Source organism: Neobacillus sp. BF23-41, from assembly GCF_041106275.1.
Map to the genome: position 1 here is coordinate 32,227 of NZ_JBGBPR010000032.1, position 12,392 is coordinate 44,618.

Here is a 12,392-nt window from a genome sequence, read left to right on the forward strand (position 1 = left end):
CAAAAATGGAGCGGCTGAATAATTATATCTATCCATACACGAACTCCACTTTCCTACGCTAGTATGAACTAGATCAGGTTCAAAGGGTCCAAGATAACTCTCGTCTCAGCCATAAAAAGGCTCCCCTAGTGGTCTTCCTATTAATTTAACCTTCACTCTACACTCGCTGGTTAATGTTGTCAATCAATTAAAATCTTAATTATAAAAATAGACCAAATGGATTATAGATGCACTGAAACTCGAAGATATTTCCCATTATTATCCAGCAAATGTCGTAAGACTTGTAAAATATGTAGTAAGTGCGCGAAATTATGTAATAGGTTTCGTAAAATATGTAGTAAGAATCCAAAATTATGGAATAAGTTTCGTAAAATATATAATAAGAGTTCGAAATTATGTAATCCTGCGAAAGTAAGGCTTTTATTTGCGAAAACACAACAGCTAGTCTCTCCTCAATAAATAACTCTTTTAAAAAGGAACCATGTTTAGCCGCTGAACTAGAACATGTGCCCATACCCATAATATGAACAGCGGCTAATCTTCCGATAGTGAAATTAGATTGCGGCAAAAAAAGGAGAAGTGCGCGAACACTTCTCCCCTCTAACAACCTATTAATCTACGACAAATTTCGGGGCGTGACAGGCACATTACGCTTCCACCGTCTTTGCAATAATCGCTCCAACAACCAGACCCCATACCGGTGCACTAATATGGAAAAATGATACATTGGATAACGCGATGAGGAACGCAAATAGGGCACTTAAGCGATATTTATTTTCGGAGAAACCCAGCTGCAAACTAGAAAGAAGGACGCTGATTAACGCAAATCCTGCTAGCATCGACACAAACGCGTGGGGTAACGATTGGATAAACGGAACAATTTTCCAAGCGAATACTCCAAACAATAATGTCAAAACCCCCGATACCACCGCTGCCATATACCTCTTTGATTTTACCCCTGCATCCGAACTAGAACAGATGGCGGTCATCATGCCAGCAATATTCGCACTTTGCCCCCCGAAAAAACTGGCAATAATCGAAAACACTCCACTAAAAGAAACAATTTTTCGGATCGGAGGTTCAAAATCCGAGCTTTCTAGTGCGCCGATTCCAGGTGCCATATCATTACTTAGGATTAACATGGCCAGAGGCAGACCTAATGTGACCATGCCCGTCCATGTAAATTCCGGCATTTGAATGGATGGTAGAAAAAAAGCAATCTCCTTAGATGAGCTATGTAGATCTTGGGTTAAAAACAAAGTAATAAAAGCGACAACCACTGCGACCATAACGGCCGGGATCCGTTTTGAGATTTTCGTACTGATAAAGAAACTAAGCAAGGCTGCCCCACCCACTAAGGGTAAGGCCTTAACGTCTTGGACAAGCTGAACCACATAGTTGGTGACCAGACCTGCAAGCATGGCTGCAATGACTTCTTTCGGAACCCATTTAATAATTTTAGTAAAAAGTCCTGACAACCCAATCAGCAAAATCAGCAGCCCTGACATCACATACCCGCCAATTAGCTGGGGATAAGTAAAATGTGCTGTCACTGTCGCTAAAAAAGCAACCCCCGAAATCGAGTGAGCTCCGGTAATGGGAATTCTAAATAACAGAGGCATTACGATCCCTAACAACCCTCCAAAGAAATAGACGGCAAACATCCAATTGATGGTTTGCTGATTAGAGAAATGCCCTGCCGCTGCTGCCTGCAGAATGATTAACGCTGGACCCGTCATGACTAAAGTACTAGAAATTAATCCAGAAGATACGTTTTGAGTCGTTAGATCTTGAAAAACTGATTTCCTTTTATTTTCAGGTAATGGTTCAATTGATTGCTCTCTAATTAATCTATTTGGATGCCCCATTTTTTCTCCTCATACCCTTCTTCAAGTAAAAAACTTTTATTGTTAGTTTAGACAACCTTCTACAAAATGTATAGAACAAAGGCAATCTTCGACAACCGTTAATATTATTAAAAACTCACTGGCAGTCCTTATCATAACAAAAGGGACGGGGAATAAACTAGAGGAAAAAATAGCTTAAAAAAGGGAAAAGGTGCATTCTCGCAGGGATACCGCCTAACATTACGCCGATGAATTCATTTTTTTAACCTCCACGGGCATCATTCGCTTCCAACCAAGCAAAAAAGGAGAAGTGCGCGAACACTTCTCCCCTCCAACCTCTATCAAACTCTGAAAAATTACAAATTACCATTAAAAATATAAAAGAACTTTTTCTGCCTACCCCCAAAATCTTAAAATGACTACCTAAGCTTATTCTGTTAGTCATTTTTTGTCGAAAAGTCTGTCCGTTCGATGCGCACGATTTATAATTCCTTTCGGTTAACGTTTCAGTGAACCTTTTACAGATTTAATTGTATAAACTCAATCGATTAAAATAGAATTTTTGACACTACGCCTATAGGAGGAGTCTATGTGAATCGAATTTTTAGGTGGATTGTTAGATCATTATTTGCACCTGTCACTGGTAATGCAGGAGCGGTTGCAAGTACACTTGGTTTTTTCATGGGGTTTTTCCCTTTAGATAGTTTTAGAATTCCATTATTGCTTGTTCTTTCACTTTTGTTGCGACTTAATATCATTGCCTTATTTCTTGGAACGTTGATTCCGCTTTTTATACCAAAGATGAATCATTTACCCTTCCTGGATATGCGTTTATTGGAGGATTACTGGTTATTTTCTACCCTGCAGTCTAAAATACAGCTTTCACAAACCATGGCTTCAGGGGTCCTAGGAGGCTTGATTGGTCTTGTCTGCTACTTTATTTTCCATTGGTTTTACAATTTAGGGCTGAAAAAGAGGGAGAGAAATCAAGAACATGTTTTTCTTGATCCAGCCAAAAGACGCTGGTCCATTATCAAACGAATGAGTGCAGGCTTTACGGTTTTAATTATTTTAGTATCGACTATTTTTATTGAAAGTCTTAATACGAACCCTGAATTTCCTGAACTACAATTAAATAAAAGCGCAGTAAAGAGCGGGATCGAGCCGATTAATAAAAGTTTCAGTGCAGAACAGCTTGCCACTCAGTTTCAAAAAACGAGTCCATCCCCTCTTATTCAAAAAAATATCGGGCAATCGAACAAGAAACAAGAAGTGTATGGCTTTTACGTCGATTGGGACAAAAACAGCCATACTTCTTTTAAAAAGAATAGCGATTCGATTACAACATTAGTGCCGGGGTGGATGCAGCTGACACCTGGTCTTACCCTAAAAACCAGCACGGACAAGTCCATTATTGCAGAGGCCAAAGCCCATAATATAAAGATTCTCCCATTAGTGAATAATTTTAGTAATAATAAATGGGATGGCGAGGCCCTACACCGCTTATTTATTACTCCCGGTGCTGAAGATCTTTTTATTAAAAAGATGTTGGAATATGTGAGAACAAATGACTTTGACGGAATTAATATAGACTTTGAAGATATCCAGCCAAAGGACAAAGAGGATTTCACTCATTTTATCGGTAAAGTTTATGAGGCGTTTCATCCACATGGTCTGATGGTCACATTGGATGTTCCGCCGAATAACAATGGTTTTAACTATACTTCTTTAGCAACGAACGTTGATCGCATGATTGTCATGCTCTATGATCAGCACCATTCGATGAGTAAACCTGGACCTGTGGCTCCGTCTGATTGGGTAAAAGAGAACTTGAACCAGCTCCATATTCCTTCTGAAAAATTGATTGTGAGTTTGGGAAGCTTCGGTTACGACTGGGAAGAAAACTCCCATCAGCCCGCAGATACGGTTGCTTTCGGCGATATCATGGATTTAGGAATTGGGACCAACCTCCAAATCCAATGGAATAAACAAATAGGCAACCCTTATGTACGCTACAAAAGAAACGGAAAAAAACATGTTGTTTGGTTTTTAGATGCAGCTTCATTTTATAATCAAATGAAGCTAGCGATAGATCACGGTTCAAGAGGAATAGCGGTTTGGCGGCTCGGTTCTGAAGATCCTTCAATCTGGAATTTCCTGAATAAACCAAAGGGAATAACCGATCCATCCCATGCCCTTCAAACCTTGGTCAGCCCTAAGTCTGTTCACTATACAGGTGCTGGAGAGATTTTAAAAATTGCCTCTCCATCAGAAAAAGGAACAAGAACGATTCAATTGGATTCACATGGGTTGATTCAAACCGAGACCTATACTAAATTACCAAAGCCTTCTGAGGTCGTTCGGTATGGCCAGCCGAAAGGTAAGGAAGTCGTCCTTACCTTTGATGACGGTCCGGATCCAACCTATACACCACAAATATTGGACATTTTGGACAAGAATCATATAAAAGGGAGCTTCTTTATCATTGGAGAGAACGCGCTGCAGCATCCAGAACTGGTTAACAAGATGTATAAAAAAGGTCACGAAATTGGCAACCATACCTTTACCCATCCGGATGTTGCATCGATCACACCATTTCAAACGAGAATGGAGCTAAATGCAAATCAGCGATTATTTCAAGAAATTACCGGTCATTCGATGACTCTTTTCCGTCCGCCATATGTGGCCAATGCGGAACCGAGCACAAAGAGCGAACTGGAGCCAATATTGCGAGCACAGGATATGGGTTATACCATGGTCGGTGAATTAATTGACTCAGACGATTGGCAAAGACTTTCTAGTGATGAAATTGTAAACAGGGTATTGGATCAGCTGCCTGAAGGAAATGTGATTTTGATGCACGATGCTGGCGGTGACCGCTCCAACACGGTAGAAGCCTTGCCTACGATTATTAAAGAACTCAAACAGCGCGGCTATACATTTACCACCATTGCTGATCTAACTGGAAAAAGTGATAGTCAGATTATGCCCCCTGTTAAGGACAGCCCTTATTTGGTCTATGACAAGGCTGTATTCATGGTGATACAAGGCTGGCACTTAGGATTAAGCTTCCTGTTCTACTCAGCGATCCTGTTAGGAATCTTACGACTGGCTATCTTCGTTTTCCTTTCAAGGAAGCAAGTAAAAAGGTATAAAGAGACCGTGATTGACCCTAACTTCACACCTTTTGTCAGTGTGGTAATTGCTGCCTACAACGAGGAAAAAGTAATTTGTAAAACAGTAGATTCTATTTTATCGAGCGACTACCCTGCTTTTGAGATACTGATTATCGACGACGGATCAAAGGATGATACCGCTGTTGTCGTTCAAGAAACATATACAAAACATCCGCTCGTCAGATTAATTAAAAAAAACAATGGGGGAAAATCTTCTGCTGTTAATCTTGGTTTTAAAGAGGCAACCGGGGAAATCGTGGTGGCTCTTGACGCTGATACACTCATCGCTGAAAATGCGATTTCATTGCTTGTTAACCATTTTAAGAATGAAAAGGTTGCTGCGGTTTCAGGTAATGTAAAGGTCGGCAATAAGGGGAACCTCCTTACAAACTGGCAGCATATCGAATACGTGACAGGCTTTAACCTAGAAAGAAGGGCTTTTGCCGCTCTCAATTGCATTACGGTTGTACCAGGTGCGATCGGTGCATGGAGAAAGACGGCCGTAGAAGATGCAGGATACTTTCAAGAGGATACACTGGCAGAAGATACCGATATCACGCTTACCCTTTTACGCCAAGGGAAAACGATAGAATTTGAGGAAAAGGCCTATGCCTTTACAGAAGTGCCGGAAGATATTAAAAGTCTGGCAAAACAGCGTTACCGATGGGTTTACGGTACGTTACAATGCTTATGGAAACATCGGGATGCTTTATTCAATAAAAAACATAACTCATTAGGATTTATCGCCCTACCAAATATGTGGCTTTTCCAATATATTTACCAAACCATATCGCCTATTGCAGATATCTTGTTTATTTTAGCCCTGTTTAACCCGCACCCTGAAAGAGCAGCGATTGGATTTATTCTTTTTTACTTACTGGATTTATTAACCTCTCTCTACGCGTTTCGATTGGAGAAAGAAAGTCCCAAACCACTAGCCTCATTGTTTCTGCAACGAATCTTGTACAAGCAGCTGATGACTTATGTGGTGATAAAATCGATCTTCTCGGCAATAAAGGGAGTAACCGTTGGCTGGGGTAAACTAAAACGCAAAGGTAATGTCACACAGGAAACCTCGATGGTGAAGGTTAAGGAAAATATGTAATGGAGTCTTCGCACAGGTCTTTCCCATTCGGGGAAGACTTTTTTTTGTACCCCAACATTTTGATTGAATTTATTAGAACATTTAAGTGAACGTGAGTTGATTTACCGAAGAGTTATTGGATATTTATGTGAAAATGAAAATATAGATTGTGTAAAGTTGCACTTAAAGTAACGGGGCAGGTTGAATAAGAAAAGCCCCTTCAATAATAAGTTGAGTTAAAGAATAGGCTTTTCTTATTCCATTATGATAGGTAATAAATATTACTTATCCTTTTTTCCGTTATGATACAAGTTTTAATCCTATTGCTGCACATAAAACCATCGTTATGAAGATCAATCTTTTCCAGTCTTTTGGTTCTCCGTAAAAGAGCATTCCTAATATTGCTCCACCAGACGCTCCAATTCCTGTCCATATTGCATATGCTGTTCCCATAGGAAGTGTTTTCATTGAATAAGCTAGAATGATGAAACTTGCTCCAAATCCAATAATTAATAAAATCAAGGATTTCAAATTACGGTCCTTATGAAGTTTATTTATCATAGCAACACCAAACATTTCAAATAACCCTGCTAAGAATAAAGAAAACCACGCCATTAGGAATCAGCCCCTTTCTGAATCTTATCCTTTGTAACTAATTTCAATCCAATTACACCTGCTAGTAACAGTAATATCAAAAGTGACTTACTCACTTTAAATGGTTCTCCAAACAGTATAATTTCAGCAATGACAGTGCCTGCTGTACCTAGTCCTACGAAAACTGCATATACTGTTCCTACGGGAAGTTGTCGTCCTGCCATAATCATCACATAGAAGCTGATAATAATAGATATAACTGTTCCAGCCCAAGTCCAAAAGTCATCTGCGTGTTTTAATCCAATAACCCAAAATACTTCAAATAGAGCCGCAACAAATACTTTAATCCAGTTTGCATTCATTTAAACATACCTCCAATTTTATTCTTTACCAAAACAAAAAAATCCTGGGAGATAACTGTAAACAGTTTCTCCCAGGCTTTTATCCTTCCGTGACACAGCATAGCTGTGAGTTCTCTCTCGGACCAGACCAACATTAAAGTTACGGAACCCTAGAAAACATTTGGCTTATGCAATTAGTTTTATATTATACACACATTTATATATTAGTCAATACTAGAATTATCAGAAATTAGAAAAGTAGGATTGTGAAACAATATACTTAAACTAACGGAGCAGGTTACTTTAAGAAGGTTAATCAGAATTAGTAGCGAAATAATAAGGATAAAATCTAATCGTTAAACGAGGGAATTAATATATGAAAAGGTTAAATTGGGAAAGAGAACAGCTTTGGGAAGGATGCATATTGGCTTCAATTGCTCACGCCATTATGGTAGCTCACTATCCTGAATTGTCGCACGAACAATCCTGGGATGACATTAATTACAATGTACAAGATAGTTCAGGTACTCGTGGGACAATAACTTTCCATCCCAACTATTTGGTAGGTGCTTTTCGAAACGATAATAGTGAGCGTTTATCAGAAAATATAGATGCTCTTGATTACTTTATAGATGCACCCGAAGTAGCAAAAACGTTGGCAGTTAACGAAACTCTACAATATGTGTTAGATGATGTTGATGGAAAGACAGCCCCAGTAGTTACTACTGCTTTTTGGGGAAATTGTGATGGTATTTATTCAAAAGACAAATTTGAGGATTTTATTGAAAATGGTGGTTTCTTAATAGAAAGGCAAGTTACAGATATTAAAACAGCGATTAATGAATGGAAAGAGGACTATGAAATGTCTGAAACTCAAGTTAATCTACTTCAATCTGTGTTTAAAAGAAAAATAAGTAACCCAACTGGTGACATTGTTTTGACTGAGGATGAAATAAAAATGATTGAATCAGATGACGAGGAAGGTCTTAACGAAAGCAGAATTTCATTTGAAGAAATCGGCATCAGATGGGAGAAATAGATTAGCCCTTTATTGAGCTAACGGGTGCTTTAGTTCAATAACAACCGGAAATTATTATTAAATCCTTTGCTTGTGTAATGGCTAGCTGTATAAATTGTCAGCTTTGTTCAGTAATGTCTATTCTATTGGAAATACCCTGCTTCAACAATTCAGCCCAACCCATATGGAAGTTTTTTTATTAAAAGCAAAAACGGATCAGCCTTCTGACCCGTTTTTCTGTCTATAAATGATATAAAAGTCAATCAGAATGCCGGCGATGAAACCGGTGAATACATCCGTTGCACTTGGAACCTGACCATAGTAGATTCCTGAATAAATTCCGCCAATCACAGCGCAAATCCATGCGGCAATCATTTCGCTTTTCAACCCCTTTCCCATCTAAATGTATGACATGCGTGTTACAGATATTCTCTTCCCTCGCTTTGCGGGATGGCTATGTCGATATTGTACTAAAGGGGCAGTATAGTTGAAAAACGGTGTTTAACTTGTGTTAAACAATCGGGCTATTTAATGGAATAAAACTTCTGAACAAAAGGGAATAATAAATGATAAATTGTATCTTGTGAGGGCTGCTATGATTAATAAAAGAAAGGCTTTATCATTTAGTACATTAGTTATTCCTTGGTTAACTACTCCATTGCTAGGGAAAAATTCTTTTGTTCGCTTTCTTCCAGTCGCAACTTTTATTGGTTATATCTTTAGTTTGTTAGGTGAAATTGCTGATAGACGAAAGTGGTGGAAAGTAAAAAATGCTTTATTTCCAAATTATCGTTTAGATTTCTCTTACCTTTTAGGCTTATTTTTTATAACAACTATTTGGGTATTTAAATTATCGTACGGTAGCTTTAAAAAGTACTTAACATTAAATATTGTACTAGATTATCTCCTTGCCTTCCCTATCGCAAAATTTTTCACTAAAGTTGGAGTATTCGAATTCAAGAAAATGCGACCAAAACATTTTTTCATTTTGTCAGTTGTAACAGCAATCGTTATTTATATTTATCAATTATTAGTGGAACGAACTATTGTAAAAGAGGTAAAGAAATATTAGAAGAAGTAATGTTGTTTATACCCCTTATAAAACGTATTAGGGATTGGAGTTATATTAAGGTGTAGAAGAGATTGTGAATAAATGTACTTAAACTATCGGGTAGCTTTAGTTTAACAAGCAAATAAAAAAGTCGATTCCTTATCTTCAGGAAATCGGCTTTTTGATGTTGATATTTGGTTAGCGTACAAAATTTCCGAAATGTTGGCGGTACCCTTGTTATCAACATCCAGAAGCCTCTTATAAAATCTTTGCTGAAAGCAGCTTTTATCCGCTAATTGCACACCAAATTACATCTAGGAGAATTGTTAAAACTGAATTTATTCTCGGTGTTGCACATATGCTTGTTAATACGATCAATGTTGAGGAATTTCAACATATTCATGAAAAGATAACAGAAGTGATTTCGGGACTTGAAACTCTTAGAGCACTATTGTCTACCTCAGAAGTGAATGCTAAATTGGACAAATGGGGGACAATGGTTCCTGATTTTAACCCATTAAGCACAGCCATTTTAATATATACCCGCTTTTACCCTCGGTTTTGCGAAATTTTGCAACAAATTGGAGCCAGTGGACTCGTATCGATTCTAAGTGAAGTTGACTTTTCGTCTGAAATAAAAAATGACCTCGAAATCTACTTACAAGCTACTAATGTAAATGCGAATGAACGAGGAAGACTTTTTCGTTTGGCTTGGAACATAAGCATGAATGCATTTGGCAGCAGGCAATCGTTATACGAACGTTTCTTTTTTGGTGATCCGATTAAAATGGCCAGTAATATCTATCATAGTTATGATAAGAACCAAAGTATCTCCCTGGTAAATACGTTCTTAAAAAATGCTAATGAAAACTCGTCGATTGGCAAAACGTAAGGCGAACCAAAAGATGTAGTTGTTCTAATGGACATGGGACAGTCTCCTAAGGCTGTCCCTGAAGTTTTTCTCCGAATCTTTTAAAAACTCTAGTCCATTTCGCTTGAATGATTGATTCTATCTTTACACTAACAAAATTTATTTTTTCAATAATTCGGCTTGTTTTAATAATTTAAAGTGTATTGGTCAAAGGAGTCATTTATATATATATATAGAATGAGTTAGTTCGCTGGTATCCCAATAACCTTAGTAGGAGGAGACTTATGGGAAAAGAAATAAATTTGAATTCTGGAATAGAAATAGGCATCTACACTTTTGGGGAACTACTTTGCGATCCTTATACCGGTCAATTAATAAGCGCAAAACAACGTATAAATGAAATTATAGAGGCAGCAAAACTGGCGGATGATGCAGGACTTGACGTGTTCGGGATTGGTGAGCACCATCGTTTGGATTTTGCTGTATCATCTCCCCACATTATATTAGCGGCTATTGCCCAAAATACTAGCCAAATTAAGCTGATAAGTGCAACAACCGTTCTGAGCACAGTGGATCCTGTCCGTTTATTCGAGGATTTCGCAACATTAGATATTGTTTCAAATGGTCGTTCTGAAATAGTAGCAGGGCGGGGGGCGTTTTTGGAATCATTTCCACTGTTCGGATATAATCTGGATGACTATGATCGTTTATTCTCCGAGAATATTGAACTTTTATTAAAATTAAATGAGAATGAGCGTATTACCTGGAAAGGCCATTTCCGCTCGGAGCTTAAGGGTGTAGATATTGCCCCCCGTCCCATTCAACAGAGAATCCCCATTTGGATAGGTGTTGGAGGTTCACAAGAAAGTGCAGAACGTACTGGCAGGCTGGGGGAAGGGTTGATGTTAGCGGTGCTTGGAGGAGACCCTATTCAATTTAAGCCACTAGTCGAGGCCTATCGGTATGCAGGGTTAAAGGCTGGCCACAATTCAAAAAAACTTAAGGTGGCAATTGGTGCACATGGTTATATTAGTAAAACATCTCAAAAGGCTAAGGAAGAATTCTACGCTTATTATACAAACTATTTCAAATCTTTTATGAAAAACGGAGGGCAATTGAAAATCTCTCAAACAGATTTTGAGCAAATGGCTGGTCCGAATAACAGCTTATTTGTCGGGAGCCCGCAGGAAATTATTGAAAAAATTCTACGCCAACATGAATTGTTTGGACATCAACGCTTCCTTGCTCAAATTGACATAGGTGGTTTACCTTTTAAAAAAGTTGCTAAAAACATAGAGCTATTAGCAACTAAGGTAGCTCCGGTGGTCCGCAGGGAAACTAAAAAAGGCTGCTAAAAGAAAAACCTTTAGTAGCTTTAGCTAGCAATTGCTATAACTGTATCCGTTGGATTACGGCCCTCGGTATTGTGGATTTCAAAAGTTTGATCAAAATCATAAACTATGTTTTTCCATTAAAGGGCGCAATTCTGTAGCAAGAATTGTGCTCTTTCTTTATGTTAATGGATCATTTAACTTAATAAGACTTCCAGATAATACTGGATATTTATGTTAATATTGGTGTGAGATTGTGAAGAAATGTACTTAAACTATAGGGCAGGATAGTTGAAGAAGGAAAGTTAAATTATATGTTGAATCTCTATATAAACATATTAGAAAGGATATTATTTATGGACATTAATCAGGCTTTATCCTTCTTGAAAGAACATCAACCATTGCTAAGTGATAGTGAAGTAGATATAGAAGAAATAAGAGGTCTTGATGAAGTAAGAAAGTATTTTATCGAAAATCCTGATCCCGATTGTATCCCGCTTTTTCTAAATGTGTTTGGACAAGGTAGTGGGTTTGGAGTTTATCAACTTATTGAAGATGTAATAATACAATTCAGTAATGAAGAAGTAATACCTCATTTGGTGAAATCGTTACTGAGTGACCATCAAGGGGTTCGTTATTGGTCTGCACAAATTGCTTCATCTTTTCCAGATAAACGGCTTATAGAACCACTTTCATCAATGGTGAATGAACAGGATTCTGATTTAAGGTGGGCTGCTTATATTGCATTAGGGGAAATTCGTGACAAAGCAATTTTTTCAATTCTTAAGAGTGCCTTGAAAAATGAAAAGGAACCAGAAAACTACGAAATACTTGAAGACATCATTGAGAATTATGACTTGTTCGAATAACTTAGTGATTGTTACTAACGGGTGCAACAGTTGAAAATCAGGGATTGCTACGGCTATCCCTTTTGTTATTGCACTAACGAAGCAGGATAGTTGAAGAAGGATTTTATAAAGATTAGTTGAATTTTACTTAATAGAAAAAATACCATTGGAATCAAAAACTGCTGCCATAAAAAGGAGATGTTAAAATGAAATACTTGTGTTTGGGTTACT

General features: G+C 37.9%; 10 protein-coding genes and 2 riboswitches. Of the genes, 6 read left to right on the top strand and 4 right to left on the bottom strand.

The features are described from left to right. Window positions 1-33: 33 nt before the first annotated feature. Window positions 34-137: riboswitch (TPP riboswitch) on the bottom strand. A 510-nt stretch (window positions 138-647) separates the two neighbouring features. Continuing rightward, a complete protein-coding gene (locus AB7942_RS26755) occupies window positions 648-1,868 on the bottom strand; it encodes a benzoate/H(+) symporter BenE family transporter (protein WP_369449211.1) in 1,221 nt (406 codons plus the stop codon). Between the two features lie 570 nt (window positions 1,869-2,438). Here AB7942_RS26755 and AB7942_RS26760 point away from each other — a divergent pair. After that, window positions 2,439-6,128, top strand: coding sequence for a DUF2062 domain-containing protein (locus tag AB7942_RS26760; protein ID WP_369449212.1), 3,690 nt, complete (start codon window positions 2,439-2,441; stop codon window positions 6,126-6,128). A 279-nt stretch (window positions 6,129-6,407) separates the two neighbouring features. On the opposite strand, the gene AB7942_RS26765 is transcribed toward AB7942_RS26760, so the two are convergent. Together AB7942_RS26765 and AB7942_RS26770 are read right to left on the bottom strand one after the other, a co-directional pair. Beyond that, window positions 6,408-6,722: a DMT family transporter gene (locus AB7942_RS26765; RefSeq protein WP_369449213.1), complete on the bottom strand. Its 315-nt coding sequence runs from the start codon at window positions 6,720-6,722 to the stop codon at window positions 6,408-6,410. After that, window positions 6,722-7,063 (bottom strand): DMT family transporter, encoded by a 342-nt coding sequence (locus AB7942_RS26770; RefSeq protein WP_369449214.1) that lies wholly within the window; start codon window positions 7,061-7,063, stop codon window positions 6,722-6,724. Before AB7942_RS26770 ends, AB7942_RS26765 begins: the two co-directional genes overlap by 1 nt. Window positions 7,064-7,129: 66 nt before the next feature. Further along, window positions 7,130-7,227, bottom strand: a riboswitch (guanidine-I (ykkC/yxkD leader). Between the two features lie 191 nt (window positions 7,228-7,418). Between AB7942_RS26770 and AB7942_RS26775 the strand changes: the two genes are divergently transcribed. After that, complete coding sequence (locus AB7942_RS26775; protein ID WP_369449215.1) at window positions 7,419-8,081, top strand: hypothetical protein; 663 nt, start codon at window positions 7,419-7,421, stop codon at window positions 8,079-8,081. Between the two features lie 195 nt (window positions 8,082-8,276). Here AB7942_RS26775 and AB7942_RS26780 read toward each other — a convergent pair whose 3' ends face one another. Then, a complete protein-coding gene (locus AB7942_RS26780) occupies window positions 8,277-8,447 on the bottom strand; it encodes a hypothetical protein (RefSeq protein ID WP_369449216.1) in 171 nt (56 codons plus the stop codon). A 208-nt stretch (window positions 8,448-8,655) separates the two neighbouring features. Here AB7942_RS26780 and AB7942_RS26785 point away from each other — a divergent pair, with 208 nt between their 5' ends. The 4 genes from AB7942_RS26785 to AB7942_RS26800 all read left to right on the top strand — a co-directional run bounded on the left by AB7942_RS26785 (window position 8,656) and on the right by AB7942_RS26800 (window position 12,182). Beyond that, a complete protein-coding gene (locus AB7942_RS26785) occupies window positions 8,656-9,132 on the top strand; it encodes a hypothetical protein (RefSeq protein ID WP_369449217.1) in 477 nt (158 codons plus the stop codon). 244 nt (window positions 9,133-9,376) lie between these two features. Then, complete coding sequence (locus AB7942_RS26790) at window positions 9,377-10,003, top strand: 4-hydroxyphenylacetate 3-hydroxylase C-terminal domain-containing protein (RefSeq protein ID WP_369449221.1); 627 nt, start codon at window positions 9,377-9,379, stop codon at window positions 10,001-10,003. Window positions 10,004-10,266: 263 nt separating this feature from the next. Then, the gene (locus AB7942_RS26795) at window positions 10,267-11,337 is read left to right on the top strand and encodes an LLM class flavin-dependent oxidoreductase (RefSeq protein WP_088089886.1); all 1,071 of its coding nucleotides are present in this window, start codon (window positions 10,267-10,269) and stop codon (window positions 11,335-11,337) included. A gap of 332 nt (window positions 11,338-11,669) precedes the next feature. Next, on the top strand, window positions 11,670-12,182 hold the full coding sequence (locus tag AB7942_RS26800) for a HEAT repeat domain-containing protein (protein WP_335711582.1): 513 nt from the start codon (window positions 11,670-11,672) through the stop codon (window positions 12,180-12,182). Window positions 12,183-12,392 lie beyond the last annotated feature (210 nt).

What these genes read in the sequence shown, in the direction of transcription:
- AB7942_RS26755 (WP_369449211.1), bottom strand. Translation starts at nt 1,868, where the DNA reads ATGGGGCATCCAAATAGATTAATTAGAGAGCAATCAATTGAACCATTA.
- AB7942_RS26765 (WP_369449213.1), bottom strand. Translation starts at nt 6,722, where the DNA reads ATGGCGTGGTTTTCTTTATTCTTAGCAGGGTTATTTGAAATGTTTGGT.
- AB7942_RS26775 (WP_369449215.1), top strand. Translation starts at nt 7,419, where the DNA reads ATGAAAAGGTTAAATTGGGAAAGAGAACAGCTTTGGGAAGGATGCATA.
- AB7942_RS26795 (WP_088089886.1), top strand. Translation starts at nt 10,267, where the DNA reads ATGGGAAAAGAAATAAATTTGAATTCTGGAATAGAAATAGGCATCTAC.
- AB7942_RS26770 (WP_369449214.1), bottom strand. Translation starts at nt 7,063, where the DNA reads ATGAATGCAAACTGGATTAAAGTATTTGTTGCGGCTCTATTTGAAGTA.
- AB7942_RS26785 (WP_369449217.1), top strand. Translation starts at nt 8,656, where the DNA reads ATGATTAATAAAAGAAAGGCTTTATCATTTAGTACATTAGTTATTCCT.
- AB7942_RS26800 (WP_335711582.1), top strand. Translation starts at nt 11,670, where the DNA reads ATGGACATTAATCAGGCTTTATCCTTCTTGAAAGAACATCAACCATTG.